The sequence below is a fragment of the Aliiroseovarius crassostreae genome, from assembly GCF_025137635.1.
Lineage (GTDB): Bacteria > Pseudomonadota > Alphaproteobacteria > Rhodobacterales > Rhodobacteraceae > Aliiroseovarius > Aliiroseovarius crassostreae.
This window is the reverse complement of sequence record NZ_CP080772.1, coordinates 1,323,541-1,342,110: the sequence shown is the minus strand read 5'-3', so window position 1 is coordinate 1,342,110 and position 18,570 is coordinate 1,323,541. Positions and strand designations below refer to the sequence as shown.

Genomic DNA, 18,570 nt, shown 5'->3' with positions numbered 1-18,570 from the left:
TTCGAAGGTCCGTTGGTTTTCGGAGCCCTCAACCGGTGGACGTTATGGGGATGTCTCCCCCATAGGCCCGCATTCCGCCTGTGGATTAACAGGCGCGCGTATATAGGGGGAATGGACAGGTGGCAACCCCCTTGATCCGGAATGGGGCCTATTTCGGAGAGAAAACCAGAATACTAGTTTTCTAGTTTTCTAGTTTTCTAGGAAATGTCTTCGGACGATACTTTGCACAAGGTCATTTCCGCCCCCCTTCGCCGGTTCCCATCTTGTCCTTTACCGCAAACATCGGCAGAGAGAGAATATGACACATGACATTCTTTGTATCGGATCCGTCCTTTGGGATGTGATCGGACGCACGACAATCGATATGCGGATCGGGTCCGATCAACCGGGGCGCATCTCGCGCCTGCCGGGGGGCGTGGCGATGAATATCGCCATGACCTTTGCCCGATTTGGCCTGACACCCGCGCTGATGACCGCAATTGGCCGGGATCATGAAGGGGATGATCTGCTGGCCCAGGCTGCAAATTTGGGTATGGTCACCGATTATATATTCCGGCCCGACGACCTGCCGACCGACCGGTATATGGCGATTGAGGGGCCCGCGGGCCTGGTGGCAGCCGTGGCTGATGCCCATTCTCTGGAGGCGGCTGGGGATGCAATACTGGCGCCATTGGAAAACGGTATCCTGGGGTCGGAAGACACACCTTATCAGGGGATCATCACGCTGGACGGCAACCTGACCGTTGATCTTTTGTCCGACATTGCCACACGGCCCAGTTTCGCACAGGCAGATCTCCGTGTGGCCCCGGCAAGCCCCGGAAAGGCCAAGCGTCTTCGCCCTTTGATGGCCCATCCCGGGGTCACGCTTTATGTCAACCGTGAAGAGGCGGGCCTATTGACTGATAGTGCGCCAGCAACCGCGTCGCAGGGCGCGCAGGCCCTGCTTGAGGCCGGGGCAACCCGTGCCATCGTCACCGATGGTGGCAATCTCGCGGCGGAAGGGCATATGGACCGTGGTGTGATCACCGCCCCCTGCCCCGCAATCCGGGTGCGCCGGATCACCGGGGCCGGCGACACTTTCATGGCCGCCCATATCGCCGCCGAGCGCGAAGGACACACCCCCGCAGCCGCCCTTGATGCCGCACAGAAAATCGCAGCCAAATATGTCTCAGGAGAAGACGTCTGATGTTTGATCTCACCTACGCACCCGACGTGGCGCAGGCCCTGACCCACGGAACCCCTGTGGTGGCGCTTGAAAGCACGATCATCACCCACGGGATGCCCTATCCGCAAAATGTCGAAACCGCGCGCGAGGTCGAAGCGGTGGTGCGGGCTGGTGGTGCCGTCCCGGCCACAATTGCGGTGATGAATGGCAAGTTGCATATCGGCCTGACCGATGATCAGCTGATGGAGCTGGCACAGGCCGACAACGTTGCCAAGGTCAGTCGCGCTGATATGCCGGTCTGTCTGGCCACGGGCGGTTACGGGGCGACCACCGTGGCGGCGACGATGATCGCAGCCCATCTTGCGGGCATTCGCGTGTTTGCCACCGGTGGCATTGGCGGCGTCCACCGCGGCGCTGAGGAGACCTTTGATATCTCCGCTGACCTGCGCGAGTTTTCCGCCACCCCTGTTACGGTGGTTGCGGCAGGGGCAAAGGCCATTCTTGACATTCCAAAGACGCTGGAAGTCCTTGAAACCCTTGGGGTTCCCGTCATCACCTATGGTCAGGACGAGTTTCCAGCCTTTTGGTCCCGTTCCTCCGGTCTGCCTTCGCCGCTGCGTCTGGATTGTGCAAAAGACATTGCCCGTGCGGGACAGACGCGCCGGGATCTGGGATTGCCGGGCGGGCAGTTGATTGCCAATCCGATCCCGCAGGAGGCCGAAATTCCGCGTGAGGAAATTCAGCCGGTGATCGAAGACGCGCTGGTCAGATCCGAAATTGAACGCGTCAGCGCAAAAGAGGTGACGCCCTTCCTGCTGAATGCGATGTTCAAAGCCACGGAAGGCCGGTCTCTTGAAGCCAATATTGCATTGGTCAAGAACAACGCTGCCCTGGCTGCCGAAATTGCCACGGCTTTTGCGAAACTGACATAAGGGCAGATCGCCCCCTCATTGGGGCGCAATCGCGCCCCTGCCCCATTGACCCGCGCCGAAAACACCCTAAGTTCCTCTGACGACACGTAAAGAGATCAGCATGACCGACCCCAACCACCGCAGCAAATGGCGCCTGTTCACCGGGCTTCGCAACAACTTCCTTGCGGGGCTGGTTGTCGTTGCACCGATTGCGGTGACGATGTGGCTGATCTGGACCTTCGTGGGCTGGATTGACAGCTGGGTGCTTCCCTTTGTGCCCGCAGCCTATCACCCGGACGCGCTGATCGACCGTTTTTTTGGCGATAGCGCATGGTTCCGCTGGGTGTTTGGTGAAGATGTCCGCGTGAATGTGCGCGGCCTTGGCGTTGTGGTTTTCCTGATCTTCACGGTGATTGTCGGCTGGATCACCAAGGGCTTGATTGGCCGGTCTTTTCTATCCTGGGGGGAGCGGATCGTTGACCGGATGCCCGTGGTCAGATCGCTCTATAACGGTTTGAAACAAATCGCAGAAACCGTGTTCAACCAGTCGACGGAGGCCAAGTTCGACAAGGCCTGTCTGGTTGAATATCCCCGCAAGGGGATCTGGGCGATTGCCTTCATCTCCACCAAGGCCAAAGGCGAAATTGACGCTCGTATCCCGGTGGATGAGGACATTATTTCGGTCTTTCTGCCCACCACGCCGAACCCGACCTCAGGGTTTCTTTTGTTCGTGCCACGCCATTCGGTGGTTGAGTTGGACATGACGGTGGAAGACAGCGCCAAGCTGGTCATTTCAGCGGGCCTTGTCTACCCGAACCCGAAGGACCCGTCGCAACCGCTTGAAATCACCGGAAAATGACGGCTGCAATTACCGGTTTTCTCACGGGATTCTCGTTGATCCTCGCAATTGGCGCGCAGAACGCTTTTGTCCTGCGGCAAGGGCTGCTGCGCAACCACGTGTTTCCTCTGGTTCTGTTTTGTGCATTGTCAGATGCACTGCTGATCGTTGCCGGAGTGTTGGGATTTGGGGCGCTCGTCTCTGCCGTGCCAATGTTACCGGTTCTGATGGCGGTGATGGGGGCTGTGTTTTTGATGGCCTATGGCGTCCTGCGCTTTGTCGCGGCCCTGAAAGGGCAGTATGAGATGGAACTGACGGGACGTGCCCGCTCGCTCAAGGCGACCTTGGCAATTGCTGCTGCCTTCACCTGGCTCAACCCGCATGTCTATCTGGATACGCTTGGCCTGATCGGCGCGATCTCAACCAGTTTCGACGATTGGAACGCGCGGATCTTGTTTGGACTGGGTGCAGTGAGTGCCAGTTTCGTCTTTTTCTTTTCGCTGGGATACGGCGCCCGCCTTCTGGCCCCGATCATGACGCGCCCGTCTTCCTGGCGCGTGCTCGACATTGCCATCGGCCTGACCATGTGGATGATTGCCGTTGGGCTGGTCCATGGTGTTTGGAGCGGTTCAATTTCCTGAAACCGCTCCAATTATGCGTGGGGCACGAGGCGCCCGCCTTAGAGGGCTGTCCAACCACCATCCACGGAAATGCTGGTGCCGGTAATCTGCGCCGCAGCATCGGAACAAAGGAATACCGCTGTGCCGCCCATCTGTTCCACCGTGGCAAATTCCTTTGACGGCTGACGGGCCAGCATCACCTCGCGCACAACCTGATCGCGGTCCATTCCATGTGTCTTCATCTGGTCAGGGATCTGGCTTTCCACCAGCGGGGTCAGCACATAACCAGGGCAGATCGCGTTACAGGTGATCGGGTCCTCTGCCGTTTCCAGCGCCACGGTTTTGGTCAGGCCCACCACCCCATGTTTGGCGGCGATATAGGCGGATTTATAGGGTGATGCGGTCAATCCATGGGCCGAGGCAATATTGACCACCCGCCCCCATCCGGCCTTACGCATCAGAGGAAGCGCGGCCGCAGTTGTGTGAAAGGCGGAGCTCAGGTTGATGGCGATGATCGCATCCCATTTCTCGGTCGGAAATGCCTCGACCGGGGCGACATGTTGAATACCCGCGTTGTTGATCAGGATATCGCAGGCCCCCGCTGTTTCGATCAGCGCGCGACATTCCTCTCCATTTGACATATCCGCTTTGATATAGCGCGCCATCACGCCAAATTTAGCAGCAATCTCCTCGGCGATTGCGTGGTCCTCATCGCGGTCGGTAAAGGAATTCAGCACCACATTGGCCCCGGCCCGGGCCAGTTCCTGCGCCACGCCCAGACCAATCCCGGAATTCGACCCGGTAATGACAGCGGTTTTGCCCTCAAGTGATGTGGTGATGGCCATGGGAATCCCTTTCACAATATCAGTATGCTTTGCAGTCGCAGCATAACCCGCCCTGATACCTGCACCATCCCTTTTTTACCCACCCCCCAAATTCGCGAATTGCCCATTTTCAACAATGTCTGGCCAAGGTGATTCTTCGGACCTCCACGTGAAATCCGTTGCGTAAGACCAGTGGAAAATAGCCATAAAAAAAACGCCCGCACGAGGCGGGCGTAAGTTATTGAGGCAGGTTTCATACAGGCAAGAAACCTATCGAGCAGTGATTACTTTATACCGCCTAACTCAGCGGGTTCCAAGCTAAAAGTTTGAAAAGACTATTTGACAGGGCTAGGGTTTTTCCAAGTTGAAACAGGTCGATCGAGGATTGTTGCTCATATGAAATCAGATTATTTCCGAAAACTGCGGCTTGCCTGCACGATGGGGGCCGTTGTTTGTTTGAGCGCAAATCAAATCCAGGCCGAGCCCCAACATGGCATAGCTATGTATGGCGCACCGGCTCTCCCACAGGATTTTGTGTCTCTCCCCCATGTTAATCCAGATGCGCCGAAAGGGGGAAAGATCATTTTTGCCGAGGCTGGCAGCTTTGATTCGCTGCACCCGCTGATTCGCAAAGGATCTGCCCCCTGGCAACTGCGCTTCATGCTGTTTGAAACCCTGATGGGACGCAGCTGGGATGAACCTTTCTCGCTTTACGGGCTGTTGGCCGAATCGATTGAGACCGACGAGGCCCGATCCTGGGTCGAATTTACCTTGCGGGAGGAGGCGCGGTTCTCTGACGGGACCCCGGTCACGGTCGAGGATGTGATCTGGTCGTTCGAAACCGTCGGGACCAAAGGGGATCCACGCTATCTTGGGGCCTGGAAAAAAATCAAAAGCTCCGAACAGACCGGGCCGCGAACGGTTCGGTTCACATTCCACGAGGCGGATCGTGAATTGCCGCTTCTGCTCGGGCTGCGTCCGGTTTTGAAAAAGGCCCAGTGGGAAGGGCGTGAATTTGATACTTCTGGCGTGGACCTGGTCCCAATTGGCTCCTCCCCCTATGTGATCGGAGAGTTTGAACCGGGGCGGTTCCTTACCCTCAGACGCAATCCGGACTACTGGGGCAAGGATGTGCCTTTCATGCGTGGTCAGGCCAATCTCGATGAAATCCGTTTCGACTATTATGGCGATGGCGATGTCACTTTCGAAGCGTTCAAGGCAGGTGAGGCCACTACCTATCGAGAAACCAATGCGCAAAGATGGGCCACCCAGTTCGATTTCCCAGCGGTGCAGTCGGGTGATATCGTTCTCTCCGATATCCCGCACCAGCGGCCGACCGGGATCAAAGGCTATGTCATGAACACCCGCCGCGCCGTATTTCAGGACATCCGCGTGCGCGAAGCCCTGATCCAGGCCTTCAATTATGAGTTCATCAACCAATCCCTCTATGGCGGGGGCAGAAAGCGCATCCAGTCCTATTTCCACAATTCCGTTCTGGGCATGTCGCCTGGTGTGCCCGCCGAAGGTCGTGTCAAAGAACTGCTGTCCCAGTTTGATGACCTGCCAGAGGGCGCGCTTGAGGGCTACACCCTACCTGTCTCAGATGGAACGGAACGCAATCGCAAAGGGCTGAGACGGGCCGTGGCGTTGCTGGAAGAGGCAGGCTGGACCGTTCAGGACGGGGTGATGAAAAATACGGAGGGAACGGCCTTCACCTTCGATATTCTTTTGAAAAACGGCGCAACCGAAACACGCCAGACCATTGATATCTTTGTCGAAGCCCTCAAACGGTTGGGGATCACGCCGTCCGTGACATCGGTTGACAGTGCCCAATACAAGGAACGCACCAACGCCTATGATTTTGATATGGCCTATTACTGGCGCGGCCTGTCTCTGAGCCCCGGCAATGAGCAGCGTCTGTATTGGGGAAGTGAAAGCGCCGACAAGCCGGGAACGCGCAATTGGATGGGGGCGAAAAGCCCCGCCATTGATGGTTTGATCGACGTGATGCTCACTTCCGAGAGCCGGGAAGATTTTCTTGCGGCGACAAAAGCCCTGGACCGGGTGCTGACAGCAAGCCGTTTCGTGATCCCGCTGGGCTATGACAACATGTCTCACATCGCACATGTGAAAGAGTTGAAGTTCCCGGACCGGATCCAGATGTATGGCGACTATCTCGGGTTCCAACCGGAAACCTGGTGGTACGAGGAATAGATACGCAGCTCTTTCGGAGCAGAAACACCAAAGGGGCCAGATCCGGCCCCTTTTTCTTGCCTAAAGCGTTTCGGTTTTAACCTGATACAGGGGGAAACCGAAACGCGGTAAGAGATCTCAATGTCGTGGGCGTTTCGGAATAAACATGTGTCTCAAGTTTATCCCGAAACGCTTTAAAATACCTCGGGGTGAGCGCGTAGCGCGAGGGGCAGCGCCCCTGCCCCGGCTAGGCCAGGGATGTCACCCAGAGAATTGTCGCATCTTCTTCACTGATGGAAATCACATTATGGCCCATCGAGGCGTCGTAATAGGCACTGTCGCCACGTTTCATCTGCACCGGTTCGTAAAACTCGGTCAGCAGCTGCACCGCCCCGGTCAGTACGTATAGAAACTCCTCGCCGTCATGGCGCACCCAGCCGTCAAATTCGTCAAAACTGCGGGCACGCACCCGGGCGCGGTAGGGCAACATGGTTTTCTTGGTCAATGCCCCGCCCAGCAGCTCGTGCTCATAGGTGGCGGTCGGATGGGCGGCCCCTTCCCCCGATTTGGTCACGGTCATACGACCTGACACATGGGCCGCCTTGGGCGCGGTGAACAATTGCGGCACGGAAATCTCTAGCCCAACCGCGAGTTTTTTCAACGCCTCATAGGTCGGTGACATCTGTCCGTTTTCGATCTTGGACAGGGTGGAACGGGCAAGTCCCGCCTGCCCGGCCGCCTGTTCCAGCGTCCAGCCGCGGGATTTGCGCAGATCGCGCACACGTTCACCCAGGTTAAGGGGGCTCAGGTCCTGGCTCTCTTCGCCGCTCTCACGGGCAAGCTGGATCAGGCTGGGGGTCGATTTGTCGCTCATTCTTTTCTATTGGCACCCCTTTGCGCCTATTGCAACCACCTGTAACCACTGTCAGATGTGGAACATGCTGTCACAACACCACCCGACCCGCCCGCTCGCGCCTGCCCCTTCGCCGTTCAATATGGCGGCCTATGTGTTGCGCCATGCGAAAGATATGGGGGACAAGGTTGCGCTGGCGGTTGTGTCAGCAGAGGGTGAAGATACGGTCTGGACCTATGCCCAATTGGCCCGGTCGGTCGAAGGGGTGGCTGCGGGGCTGTTGCGCAAAGGTCTGGTGCCCGGCGATCGTGTGCTTTTGCGACTTGGAAACACGGTGGATTTCCCGCTGGCCTATCTTGCTGCGATCCATGCCGGCCTTGTGCCTGTTCCCACCTCGTCCCAACTGACCGAGGTTGAGATCACCAAAATGGCAGCCCTGGTGACCCCCCGCCTTGTCATCGCATCCGAAGGGATCGCCCTGCCAGCAGAGGATCCGAAAACAGAGAGTTTGCCGGTTCTGACAGTGCAGGAATTGCATGATATGGCCAGGCTTGCCCCGGTGGATCCGCATATGGGGGACCCGAACCGCCCCGCTTATATCATCTTCACTTCCGGCACATCCGGTCAGGCCCGCGCCGTGGCCCATGCACATCGGGCGATCTGGGCCCGGCAGATGATGTGGGATGGCTGGTATGACATTTCTCAAGATGACCGAATGATGCATGCAGGCGCCTTCAACTGGACCTATACATTGGGCACCGGCTTGATGGATCCCTGGACGGTTGGTGCCACGTCGTTGATCCCGGCCCCTGGCAGCACACCAGAGCAGATTACCGCCCTTCTGGCCAGTCACGGGGCCACAATCTTTGCCGCCGCACCGGGGGTCTATCGCCAGATGATGAAACATGACCTGCCTGACCTGCCCGGGCTACGTCACAGCCTGTCTGCGGGCGAAAAACTTCCCTCGACCACCCGTGCGGACTGGAATGCGCGCACCGGCAAAAAGATTTATGAAGCATATGGCATGTCGGAATGCTCCACCTTTATTTCCGGAAGCCCCAGACACCCCGCCCCGAAAGGCACGCTTGGCTATCCGCAGGCCCGGCGGCATGTTGCGGTTCTTGGCGACGACGGCATGCCGGTGCCCCGTGGCGTTGCGGGCCTTATGGCGGTGCATGAAACGGATCCTGGTCTGATGTTGGGATATGTCGGCGCAGAAGAGGCCACGAAACTTCGGTTTCAGGGAGAGTGGTTTGTGACCGGTGACACGGTTGTCATGGAGCAAGACGGAGCGATCCGGTTCGAAGGGCGCTCAGATGATATCATGAATGCAGGTGGCTTTCGGGTCTCTCCGATTGAGGTCGAGGCCGCCATGGCGCTGCATCCCGGCGTGCATGAAGCGGCCTGTGCCGAGGTCGCCATCAAGGCAGATGCCACCCTGATCGCCTGTTTCTACCTGCCTGAGGACGGTGTGGTGGATGAAAAACTATTGTCAGATCATGCCCATGCGCGGCTGGCGCATTACAAATGCCCGCGCCTGTTCATCCCCGTTGATACCATCCCGCGCGGGGCCAACAACAAGATCCTTCGCGCCCGCCTGCGAGAGGGGTTTGAGGCGGGTAACAGGGGGTAACGTGGTAAGTCGTTTCACGACCGCCCCTTTCGGAAGCCTTTCCTTTGGTCGCTGCAGGGGATAAGTCCAACGGGTGAAAAGGAGAGTGCCATGATCCGCCTTGATGTTTTTTCAGACCCAATCTGTCCTTGGTGCTATATCGGCAAAACACGCCTGCAACGCGCCCTTGAGGCGCGCCCGGATCATCCGTTTCTGATCCAATGGCACCCGTTTCAACTGAACCCGGAGATGCCGAAAGCCGGCATGGATCGTCGCAGCTATCTTGAAGCGAAATTTGGCGGCAGGGACGGCGCGGTTCAGGCCTACCTGCCAGTGGTGAAAGAGGCAGAGGCAAGCGGTCTGTCGATCAATCTGGACGCCATCGAACGCACCCCCAACACGCTTGATGCCCACCGGATGATCCATTGGGCGGCGCTGGAAGAAAAGCAGAACGCCATGGTTGATCGCCTGTTCAAAGCCTATTTTGTCGAGGGGATGGACATTGGCGACCCCGAGGTTCTGGCCGATCTCGGCGCGGAAATCGGAATGGATCGCGATGTGATTGCCCGGCTGCTGGCCTCGGATGCGGATGCAGATGACATTTCGGCACGCGACGCGGATGCACGGCACAAAGGGGTGAACTCTGTCCCCACATTTGTCATCGCCAACCAGCATGTCGTGCCAGGTGCACAACCGGCTGAGCTGTGGATGCAGGTGATTGATGAGCTGATGGAACAGCTTTCCACCTCATCCGAGGGCAATCCGTGAGTATCCTCCCGACACCGCAAAAACCGCTGCCGATGGGGGAGTTCATCATCCTGCTTGCGGCGCTGTTTTCGATGGTGGCCTTTTCAATCGACTCGATCCTGCCCGCGCTGCCCGAGATTGCCGCCCATATGGTGCCGGACAATGTGAACCGGGCGCAGTTGGTGATTGTCGCCTTTGTCGTTGGCGCTGGCCTGGGGCAATTGTTCTTTGGCCCCCTGTCCGATGCCTATGGGCGGCGCCTTTCGATGGGATCCGGCTTTGTGCTTTACATGCTGGCCTCAGCCGCAGCCTATAGCGCGCAATCCATCGAGGCGCTGTTATTTTGGCGCTTTGTGCAGGGGCTGGGTGCGGCTGGTCCACGTACCAATGCGATGGCGCTCACACGCGACCTTTATGAAGGGCGCACCATGGCCAAGGTGAATTCAATGGCATTCACCTTTTTCGTGCTGGTGCCTGCCGTGGCGCCCATGCTGGGACAATGGATCATCCTCGGGTTTGGCTGGCGCCACCTGTTTACCACCTATGCGCTGGTGGCCTTCGTGATCCTTGGCTGGTTTTTGCTTCGCCAACCGGAAACGCACCCGGTTGAGAAACGACGCCCGCTGCGCCTGCGCCCGGTGCTGGAAGCATTTGTGATTGTTTTCAAAAGCAAGGTCACCCTGCTTTACATGACCGTGATCTTGCTGGCCTTTGCCCAGTTGATGGCCTATCTGAGCTCGGCGCAGCAGATCTTTGTCGATGTTTTGGGGACCGGCACGTCTTTTCCCTTTTATTTTGCCCTGGTGACCATTCTGTCGGCCGGATCCGGGGCGATTAACTCGGTCTTGGTTTTGCGGATCGGAATGCGGCGCCTTGCGCTGATCGGCTTTGCCGCCCAGGCCGTTCTGGCGGCTATGACGCTTGGATACTGGGCGATCATGGCGCCGGGCGGACCCGTGGCGCTTTGGCTGTTTGTCTGCTGGTCCACCACGCTGTTTTTTGTAAATGGGCTGAGCTTTGGCAATCTGAATGCGCTGGCCATGCAACCGCTGGGCCATGTTGCGGGAACGGCCGCTGCTGTGATCGGAGCTGTGCCGACAATGCTTTCCGTGCTGATTGCCGCACCGATCGGTCAGGCGTTCAACGGAACCCCCATTCCGCTTCTCATCGGCGTGGTGATCTGTTCCACGCTCAGCGCGATATTGATCCAGATCGACCGCCACAACCCGGATTAAAAAAGGGGCCAAGGCCCCTTTTTCTATTTCTTGAGAAACCAAAGTCCTGCAAAAACTATCGCGGTGAGGCACAAAACGAATATGGTTTCACGGTGCTCCACAACAATCTTGATTGCCCCCCACTTGGCAGAGAATGCGGGGGTCTTTTCATCGGGCATTTCGACCTCCTTTGTTTCAATCAGGCAAACAAATTGTTTCCGAATTGCTTGATTCTTTAAAGCGGTGAACAAAAGGCGAATCTTTGCGACTCATGATATTTTTTGATCAGTGACACCTATTTGCTGGCGGTATTTTGCAAAAATGCAAAACATGGTCTCGCTAACAATTTAACCATGAGAAAAAGTCATAACTGTTTTATCTCAATATATTACGCACTCTTCTGCGCCTCTTTCACCTTGATCGCCAGATCCTGCGCAATTGCAAACGCGCCTTTGATCTTGTCTGAGGTCTTGCGCCAGTCACGCCGCACCACGATCTTGTTGTCCTTGACCTTGGCCAACCCGTTCTGCGCCTGGATAAACTCGACCAGACCTTTCGGACTGGCAAACTTGTCATTGTGGAACTGAAGGGTTGCGCCTTTCGGTCCGCCGTCCAGCTTGGCAATCCCTGCCCGTTTGCACATACCCTTGATCCGCACCACCAGCATTAGCGTGTTCACTTCTTTCGGAAGCGGGCCAAATCGGTCGATCAGCTCCGCCGCAAATCCTTCCAGCTCGACCTTGGTCGACAGCGAAGACAGGCGCCGATAGAGGCCAAGGCGGACGTCAAGATCGGGCACATAATTGTCCGGGATAAGAACCGGCACCCCGAGGTTGATCTGCGGGGCCCAGGTGCCATCACTGTCCGAAAGCCCCTCAAGCTGGCCGGATTTGATCTTGGCAATCGCCTCTTCCAGCATCTGCTGGTAAAGCTCATAGCCCACTTCCCGCATCTGCCCCGACTGTTCTTCGCCAACAAGGTTCCCCGCGCCGCGAATATCCAGATCCTGTGAGGCCAGCGTGAACCCGGCCCCCAAAGTATCCAGCGATCCCAGCACCCTGAGACGTTTTTCCGCGGTGGCGGTCAACGGGCTGCGCGGTTTTGTGGTCAGATAAGCATAGGCGCGGGTTTTCGAACGCCCCACCCTGCCCCGGATCTGGTAAAGCTGGGCAAGTCCAAACATGTCGGCCCGGTGGATGATCATCGTGTTGGCGGTCGGAATATCAATGCCGCTCTCCACAATCGTTGTGGCCAGCAGGACATCATATTTCCCATCATAAAACGCATTCATCCGATCATCGAGCTCGCCCGAGGCCATCTGCCCATGCGCCACCACAAAGCTCACTTCCGGCACATGGTTTTGCAAGAATTGCTCGATCTCAGGAAGGTCCTTGATGCGCGGGACAACAAAGAAACTCTGCCCGCCCCTGTAATGTTCGCGCAGAAGGGCTTCGCGCAGGGTCACGCTGTCGAACTCAGACACATAGGTGCGGATCGACAGGCGATCCACGGGCGGGGTGCCGATAATCGACAGGTCCCGAACACCGGAAAGCGACATCTGCAAGGTGCGCGGGATCGGGGTCGCGCTGAGGGTCAGCACATGCACGTCCGAGCGCAACTCCTTCAGACGCTCTTTGTGGTTCACGCCAAAGCGCTGCTCTTCATCCACCACCAGCAGACCAAGGTTTTCAAACCGCACATCTTTGGCAAGCAGAGCATGGGTGCCCACGACGATGTCCATCGTGCCACGGGACATGCCTTCGCGGGTGCGCCTGGCCTCTGACGCACTGACAAAACGTGAAAGCTGCCCGACATTGATCGGGAAACCGCGGAACCGTTCGGAAAAGCTTTTGTAATGCTGACGGGCAAGCAGGGTTGTGGGGGCAATCACGGCCACCTGTTGCCCGGACATGGCGGCGACAAATGCGGCACGCATCGCCACCTCGGTTTTGCCAAACCCCACATCCCCACAGATCAGCCGGTCCATGGGGCGCCCCATCGCCATATCCTCGATCACATCCTCGATGGCGGCAAGCTGGTCTTCGGTCTCCTGATAGGGGAAACGGGCAGAAAATTCTTCCCAGGCATGGTGCGGGGCTTCCAGCACCGGCGCCTTGCGCAATTCGCGCTCTGCTGCCAGACGGATCAGCTTGTCGGCAATCTCCCGGATCCGTTCCTTGAGCTTGGCCTTTTTCGCCTGCCATGCGCCGCCGCCCAGCTTGTCCAGCAATCCTGTGTCCTGTCCGAATTTGGACAGAAGCTCGATATTTTCAACCGGCAGGAACAGACGGTCCCCCCCCGCATATTCGAGCAGCAGGCATTCATGAGGGGCGCCCATCGCGGTGATGGTTTCAAGCCCCTTGTAAAGGCCGACCCCGTGATCCACATGCACAACCAGATCCCCGGCAGACAGGGCATTTGCCTCGGTCAGAAAGTTTTCCGCCCGGCGCTTGCGTTTCGGGGCGCGGATCAGACGATCCCCCAGCACATCCTGTTCGGAGATCACCGTCAGATCGGGTGTTTCAAACCCATGTTCCAGCGGCCAGACCGCAAGGTAAACACCGGCACCGCTGTCTGGCACGTCCCGGAAATCGTCGATCAGCGTGGTGCCTGTCAGCTCCTCATCCGCCAAAAGCCCCTGAAGCCGCTCACGCGCGCCTTCGGAATAGCTGGCCACAACGGTTGGAGTGGTGGATTTCGCCCGGATATGTTTGGTCAATGCCTCAAACAGATTGACATTTTCCTGTTGGCGTTCCGGGGCGAAATTACGGCCGATCCGCCCGCTCCCATCCACGACACCCGGTCCTGTGGCCTGCGGAAGAGCGGCGAACTGCACCACCCGCCGGTCTTTGACGACCTCTTCCCAGGCTGGATCATCAAGATAAAGAAGCCCCGGCGGGCATGGCTTATAGACCGTATCCATCCGGTTTTTTGCAGACATTGCAATTTTGCGGGTTTCATACTGGTCGACGATCCCGTCCCACCGCGCCAGACGCGCCGGGGTCAACTGGTCATCCAGCATCACCGAGGCCTCTGGCAGGTAGTCAAACACGGTCTCAAGCCGCTCGTGAAAAAAGGGTAGCCAATGTTCGACACCCTGATGTTTGCGTCCGGCGCTGACCGCCTCGTAAAGGGGATCATCAGAGCCGGCTGCGCCGAACTCAATCCGGTAGTTTTGCCGAAACCGGGTGATCGAGGCCTCATCCATCAACACTTCGGACACAGGGGCAAGATCAATTCCGGTCAGTTTTTCGGTTGTGCGCTGGGTGGCCGGGTCAAAGCGGCGCACGCCATCCAGAACATCCCCAAACATATCCAGCCGCACCGGTCCGCTTTCCCCCGGAGGGAAAATGTCGATGATGCCGCCGCGCACGGCAAAATCCCCCGGCTCCATCACCGTGGGGCTCTGGGTGAAGCCCATGCGCACCAGAAAACGTCGAAGCTGGTCGATATCCAGCTGATAATCCACCCGTGCAGAAAAGCTCGCTCCGGCCAGCACGTCGCGGGCCGGCAGCCGTTGCATGGCTGCATTCAAAGTGGTGAGAAGCACGAACCGGCCCTGAAGGGCCCCTGTGGCCAGTGCAGCGAGGCTGGCCATCCGCGTGGCAGACACGTCTGCGTTGGGGGACACCCGATCAAAGGGCAGACAATCCCAACCGGGCAAGGTGAGCACCGTCACATCGGGGGCAAAAAAAGACAGCGCCGCCTGCATCGCCGCCATCCGCTTGTCATCGCGCGCCACATGCAGCACCGGTTTGCCCGAACGCTCCAGCTCTTTCAGCACCAATTGGGCGTCAAAGCCTTCGGGGGCCCCGGACAGAAGAACATGTGTCATGAAAACATCCTGCAATTCAATGCGTTTCAACCAGCAAGCTGGGCTCAGCCCCAAACATTCAGCCCCAAACATTCAGGGCGAGGTTTTGATACATGCCCCACATCGAGGTGATGAAAATCGACAGCATACCGATGAGCTGGACCTGAAACCGATGCCGGGACAGGCGTTTGCGCAGGGAGGGTCCCTCCAGCGCCTGTTCCGTGATGATCCGGGCCGTGTTGATCGTCAGCATTCCCACGATGCTCATCGGGAAGGCCATCAGGAACACGGCCTGGGCAAACTCGACCCCGTAGAAGAACCCTAAAAGCAACAGCATGGTCAGAAGACCACAGGCCAACCCAAGAAGCCAAAGCCCTGAAATCGCAGCGATATACAGGATCCGGTTGCAATAGATCCGCACCAGGACCTCAAGGTCAAGCTGCACCTGCCCTTCGTGCCGGTCAGCGCGCTGAACCATGTCAAAGGGCACGCCCAGCACCCAGTGGCTGGCGGTTGACCAGAGCACGGCGAGCGCAATCCAATACCAAAGATTGGAAAAGGAGCGCATGTCGATGATTTCAAAAAGGGTCGAATACCAGTCCAATGGTCTAACCTGCCTCGTGCCGGGTCTGCCTCATGCTGTCAGGGCCTCATGTCATGATGGGGCTTTGCGCGACCATACGCCCGCCGTTCGGTCTTGACCAGACCGGTTTTGCGATGGGTTTCCCGGTCTGGTCCCAAACAGGGGGTTGTGGCAGCGCAGCGCGCATGGCAAGGAAAACCATGTCTTTCGGGTTGGGGATCCGACCCGTTCAAGGCCTACATCGCCATCCCGCCGGGGCACCCCCGGTCCACTGACAGGAGAGCCAGATGAGCCGGCAGATCCCTTCGCGCACCGTCGCCCCCTTCCCCATGACCCGTCTGCGCCGCACCCGTTCGTCGCAGGCCTTGCGTGATCTGGTCAGCGAAAACTGCCTGACGGTCAATGATCTGATCTGGCCGGTGTTTGTGGTGGATGGCGACAATGTGGAGCAAGAGATCCCCTCGATGCCCGGCGTGACCCGCAAGTCAATTGATCTGCTGGTTGAAGCCGCCCATGAGGCAGCAGATCTGGGGATCCCCGCCATGTGCCTGTTTCCCTATACCGATCCGGCGCTGAAAACCGAAGGCTGTGAAGAGGCCTGGAACCCCGAAAACCTCTCAAACCGGGCCATTCGCGCAATCAAGGACGCGGTGCCGGATATTGCCATCATGACCGATGTGGCCCTGGACCCCTACAATGCCAACGGCCATGACGGCATTGTCAGGGAGGGAGAGATCCTCAATGACGAAACGGTTGAGGCGCTGGTGAAAATGTCGCTGGCCCAGGCCGAGGCCGGGGCCGATATTCTGGGCCCGTCGGACATGATGGATGGCCGCATTGGTGCAATGCGCGCGGCGATCGAGGCCGCAGGTTTCCGCAATCTGACCATCATGAGTTACACCGCCAAATATGCCTCGGCCTATTATGGGCCGTTCCGCGACGCGGTTGGCGCCTCCGGGGCATTGAAAGGCGACAAGAAAACCTACCAGATGGATCCTGCCAATTCCGACGAGGCGATGCGTCTGGTTGAACGGGACCTGATGGAAGGCGCAGATATGATCATGGTCAAACCGGGAATGCCCTATCTCGATATCTGTCGCCGTGTGAAATCCGAATTCGGTGTGCCGACCTTTGCCTATCAGGTGTCAGGTGAATACGCGATGCAGGAGGCTGCGGCGGCAAATGGCTGGCTGGATGGCGACAAGGTGATGGCGGAAAGCCTGATGGCATTCAAACGGGCGGGCTGTGATGGCATCCTGACCTATTATGCCCCCCGCATGGCACGCGCCCTGTCTGGGGAATGATCCCAGCGCCCTGCGCCGCGCCGTCAAGCCGTCTAAAATACGCATTTCGTGCAGTTTTCCGCCGCTCCCTACCCGGGCGGTGCCCTCTTTGCGTGACAGCCACGCATGGCTGGTCTATAGTTTTGAAAGAACAGGAATGACACGGAATAATTCCGGCACCAAACGAAAACAGGCAGGGGCGCTGGTGGTGTTGATCCGGCAGGTCAGCTCCCCGAATTTGGCGATACGAGGCTAAATATGAGCAAGTCAGAACAGAATTCAGAATTTTCCCGTCGTGGCTTTATCGTGGCGCTTGGCGGCACGGGGCTCGCGCTGGCGGGCTGTGCCAATGGCGTGGGGTCCAAGGGCGGCGCCGAGATTGACGCCCGCGTGACCCAGACCCTGAACTATCTCTACAACCGGTATCCGGGTATGCGGGATCTTGCCGCCAAAGCATCCGGGATGCTGGTGATGCCCCTGGTGACCGAGGCGGGGTTCATCGTTGGGGGCGCTTATGGGCGCGGGGCGCTGTTGATCAACGACGTCACGGTTGATTACTACTCGCAAACCCAGGCCAGCATCGGTTTCCAGATCGGCGCGCAGCAATATGCCCATGTGCTGTTTTTCATGACGCAAGAGGCGCTGCAGGATTTCCGCCGCTCTGCCGGCTGGGTGGCTTCTGCGGATATCAAATACGCCTTCCAGACCGAGGGCGATCGCTTCTCCGCCGACACGATCACCTCATCCGATCCGGTGGTTGCTGTTGTCTTTGGTCAGGCCGGGGCGCTGGCTGGCGCGTCGCTTGAGGGGGCAAAATACACCCGTATCATTCCCTGACCCAAACAGGTTGAACCAATGGAAAAGGGAGGCATGACGCCTCCCTTTTTTGTTTTGAACCGAAACGCCCACAACAGTGACAGCACTTCCCGCGTTTCGACTTCCCCTGTCTCAGGTTGAAGTCGAAACGCTTTAGTCAGTCCAGGGTCTTCAACCGCTTGAACAAGCTGGATGTGTCCCAGCGTCCGCCGCCCATTTTCTGGACGTCCTTATAGAACTGATCTACCAGCGCCGTAACCGGCAGGCTTGCGCCATTTTCATTTGCCGTGTCCAGGCAGATGCCCAGATCCTTGCGCATCCAGTCAACTGCAAAACCGTGTTCAAAGTGATCATCCGCCATGGTTTCATGCCGGTTGACCATCTGCCAGCTGCCTGCAGCCCCGCCCTGGATCACATCGACGACCTCTCGAATATCAAGACCGGCTTTCTCGGCAAAATGCAGCCCCTCGGACAAGCCCTGCACCAGACCGGCGATGCAGATCTGATTGACCATCTTTGTCAGCTGCCCGGCCCCACTTTCGCCCAAGCGTTTTACCGTGCGACCATAGGCCTGCATGATCGGTTCCGCAGCGCAATAGGCGGTGTCATCGCCCCCGCACATGATCGACAGAATACCGTTTTCCGCCCCGGCCTGCCCACCGGAAACGGGTGCGTCCAGAAAACTGACACCTGCAGACCGGGCAGCGGCATAAAGTTCGCGCGTCACTTTGGCGGATACCGTCGTGTGATCAACGAAAACCGCCCCGTCTGTCATGCCCGACAGCGCGCCATTTTCACCCAGCACCACCGCGCGCAGGTCGTCATCATTGCCCACACATGCCATGACAAAATCCGCGCCAAGTGCCGCTTCACGCGGGGTGGAGGCCCATTTCCCCCCATGTTCCTTGGCCCAGGCTTCGGCCTTGGCAGTGGTGCGATTGTAAACCGTCACCTGATGCCCCGCAGCAACGAGGTGCCCCGCCATCGGATAGCCCATCACGCCCAAGCCCAAAAATGCGCATTTTGCCATTGCAACGCCCTTTCGTTGTCTTTCCCTGTCAGGCACAGTAGTTACCGCTCAGACCCAAAACGTCAAC

General features: G+C 58.1%; 15 protein-coding genes. 10 read left to right on the top strand and 5 right to left on the bottom strand.

From position 1 onward, the window contains the following. Nucleotides 1-298 precede the first annotated feature (298 nt). From K3J57_RS06425 to K3J57_RS06410, 4 genes are all read left to right on the top strand, one after another. Complete coding sequence (locus K3J57_RS06425; protein WP_259794506.1) at nucleotides 299-1,186, top strand: PfkB family carbohydrate kinase; 888 nt, start codon at nucleotides 299-301, stop codon at nucleotides 1,184-1,186. Continuing rightward, entirely contained in the window at nucleotides 1,186-2,097 is a 912-nt protein-coding gene (locus K3J57_RS06420; RefSeq protein WP_259794505.1) for a pseudouridine-5'-phosphate glycosidase, read from the top strand. The genes K3J57_RS06425 and K3J57_RS06420 overlap by 1 nt, the downstream gene beginning before the upstream one ends. A 100-nt stretch (nucleotides 2,098-2,197) precedes the next feature. Next, complete coding sequence (locus K3J57_RS06415; protein ID WP_055192236.1) at nucleotides 2,198-2,935, top strand: DUF502 domain-containing protein; 738 nt, start codon at nucleotides 2,198-2,200, stop codon at nucleotides 2,933-2,935. Continuing rightward, nucleotides 2,932-3,555, top strand: coding sequence for a LysE/ArgO family amino acid transporter (locus tag K3J57_RS06410; RefSeq protein WP_259797584.1), 624 nt, complete (start codon nucleotides 2,932-2,934; stop codon nucleotides 3,553-3,555). Before K3J57_RS06415 ends, K3J57_RS06410 begins: the two co-directional genes overlap by 4 nt. 38 nt (nucleotides 3,556-3,593) lie before the next feature. On the opposite strand, the gene K3J57_RS06405 is transcribed toward K3J57_RS06410, so the two are convergent. Further along, on the bottom strand, nucleotides 3,594-4,379 hold the full coding sequence (locus tag K3J57_RS06405) for a 3-hydroxybutyrate dehydrogenase (protein ID WP_259797583.1): 786 nt from the start codon (nucleotides 4,377-4,379) through the stop codon (nucleotides 3,594-3,596). Nucleotides 4,380-4,754: 375 nt separating this feature from the next. Between K3J57_RS06405 and K3J57_RS06400 the strand changes: the two genes are divergently transcribed. Continuing rightward, nucleotides 4,755-6,572 carry an extracellular solute-binding protein gene (locus K3J57_RS06400; protein ID WP_259794502.1) on the top strand — a complete coding sequence of 606 codons (1,818 nt, stop codon included), beginning with the start codon at nucleotides 4,755-4,757 and terminating at the stop codon, nucleotides 6,570-6,572. 226 nt (nucleotides 6,573-6,798) lie between these two features. On the opposite strand, the gene K3J57_RS06395 is transcribed toward K3J57_RS06400, so the two are convergent. Continuing rightward, on the bottom strand, nucleotides 6,799-7,425 hold the full coding sequence (locus tag K3J57_RS06395; RefSeq protein ID WP_055192243.1) for a helix-turn-helix domain-containing protein: 627 nt from the start codon (nucleotides 7,423-7,425) through the stop codon (nucleotides 6,799-6,801). 64 nt (nucleotides 7,426-7,489) lie between these two features. On the opposite strand from K3J57_RS06395, the gene K3J57_RS06390 reads away from it, so the two are divergent. From K3J57_RS06390 to K3J57_RS06380, 3 genes are all read left to right on the top strand, one after another. Further along, nucleotides 7,490-9,037: a class I adenylate-forming enzyme family protein gene (locus K3J57_RS06390; protein ID WP_259797582.1), complete on the top strand. Its 1,548-nt coding sequence runs from the start codon at nucleotides 7,490-7,492 to the stop codon at nucleotides 9,035-9,037. A gap of 90 nt (nucleotides 9,038-9,127) precedes the next feature. Next, nucleotides 9,128-9,784 (top strand): DsbA family oxidoreductase, encoded by a 657-nt coding sequence (locus tag K3J57_RS06385; protein WP_259797581.1) that lies wholly within the window; start codon nucleotides 9,128-9,130, stop codon nucleotides 9,782-9,784. Then, the gene (locus K3J57_RS06380) at nucleotides 9,781-10,998 is read left to right on the top strand and encodes a multidrug effflux MFS transporter (protein ID WP_173487485.1); all 1,218 of its coding nucleotides are present in this window, start codon (nucleotides 9,781-9,783) and stop codon (nucleotides 10,996-10,998) included. Before K3J57_RS06385 ends, K3J57_RS06380 begins: the two co-directional genes overlap by 4 nt. Before the next feature lie 367 nt (nucleotides 10,999-11,365). On the opposite strand, the gene mfd is transcribed toward K3J57_RS06380, so the two are convergent. Both mfd and K3J57_RS06370 read right to left on the bottom strand, forming a co-directional pair. Further along, entirely contained in the window at nucleotides 11,366-14,812 is a 3,447-nt protein-coding gene (gene mfd, locus K3J57_RS06375) for a transcription-repair coupling factor (RefSeq protein ID WP_259794495.1), read from the bottom strand. A 58-nt stretch (nucleotides 14,813-14,870) separates the two neighbouring features. After that, on the bottom strand, nucleotides 14,871-15,395 hold the full coding sequence (locus K3J57_RS06370; protein WP_259777224.1) for a component of SufBCD complex: 525 nt from the start codon (nucleotides 15,393-15,395) through the stop codon (nucleotides 14,871-14,873). A 266-nt stretch (nucleotides 15,396-15,661) separates the two neighbouring features. Between K3J57_RS06370 and hemB the strand changes: the two genes are divergently transcribed. Together hemB and K3J57_RS06360 are read left to right on the top strand one after the other, a co-directional pair. Beyond that, nucleotides 15,662-16,678: a porphobilinogen synthase gene (gene hemB, locus K3J57_RS06365; RefSeq protein WP_259794494.1), complete on the top strand. Its 1,017-nt coding sequence runs from the start codon at nucleotides 15,662-15,664 to the stop codon at nucleotides 16,676-16,678. 237 nt (nucleotides 16,679-16,915) lie between these two features. Then, a complete protein-coding gene (locus K3J57_RS06360) occupies nucleotides 16,916-17,494 on the top strand; it encodes a lipid-binding SYLF domain-containing protein (protein WP_259797580.1) in 579 nt (192 codons plus the stop codon). 136 nt (nucleotides 17,495-17,630) lie between these two features. On the opposite strand, the gene K3J57_RS06355 is transcribed toward K3J57_RS06360, so the two are convergent. Continuing rightward, a complete protein-coding gene (locus K3J57_RS06355) occupies nucleotides 17,631-18,503 on the bottom strand; it encodes an NAD(P)-dependent oxidoreductase (protein WP_055192259.1) in 873 nt (290 codons plus the stop codon). Nucleotides 18,504-18,570 lie beyond the last annotated feature (67 nt).

What these genes read in the sequence shown, in the direction of transcription:
- K3J57_RS06425 (WP_259794506.1), top strand. Translation starts at nt 299, where the DNA reads ATGACACATGACATTCTTTGTATCGGATCCGTCCTTTGGGATGTGATC.
- K3J57_RS06420 (WP_259794505.1), top strand. Translation starts at nt 1,186, where the DNA reads ATGTTTGATCTCACCTACGCACCCGACGTGGCGCAGGCCCTGACCCAC.
- K3J57_RS06415 (WP_055192236.1), top strand. Translation starts at nt 2,198, where the DNA reads ATGACCGACCCCAACCACCGCAGCAAATGGCGCCTGTTCACCGGGCTT.
- K3J57_RS06410 (WP_259797584.1), top strand. Translation starts at nt 2,932, where the DNA reads ATGACGGCTGCAATTACCGGTTTTCTCACGGGATTCTCGTTGATCCTC.
- K3J57_RS06405 (WP_259797583.1), bottom strand. Translation starts at nt 4,379, where the DNA reads ATGGCCATCACCACATCACTTGAGGGCAAAACCGCTGTCATTACCGGG.
- K3J57_RS06400 (WP_259794502.1), top strand. Translation starts at nt 4,755, where the DNA reads ATGAAATCAGATTATTTCCGAAAACTGCGGCTTGCCTGCACGATGGGG.
- K3J57_RS06395 (WP_055192243.1), bottom strand. Translation starts at nt 7,425, where the DNA reads ATGAGCGACAAATCGACCCCCAGCCTGATCCAGCTTGCCCGTGAGAGC.
- K3J57_RS06390 (WP_259797582.1), top strand. Translation starts at nt 7,490, where the DNA reads ATGCTGTCACAACACCACCCGACCCGCCCGCTCGCGCCTGCCCCTTCG.
- K3J57_RS06385 (WP_259797581.1), top strand. Translation starts at nt 9,128, where the DNA reads ATGATCCGCCTTGATGTTTTTTCAGACCCAATCTGTCCTTGGTGCTAT.
- mfd (WP_259794495.1), bottom strand. Translation starts at nt 14,812, where the DNA reads ATGACACATGTTCTTCTGTCCGGGGCCCCCGAAGGCTTTGACGCCCAA.
- hemB (WP_259794494.1), top strand. Translation starts at nt 15,662, where the DNA reads ATGAGCCGGCAGATCCCTTCGCGCACCGTCGCCCCCTTCCCCATGACC.
- K3J57_RS06360 (WP_259797580.1), top strand. Translation starts at nt 16,916, where the DNA reads ATGAGCAAGTCAGAACAGAATTCAGAATTTTCCCGTCGTGGCTTTATC.
- K3J57_RS06355 (WP_055192259.1), bottom strand. Translation starts at nt 18,503, where the DNA reads ATGGCAAAATGCGCATTTTTGGGCTTGGGCGTGATGGGCTATCCGATG.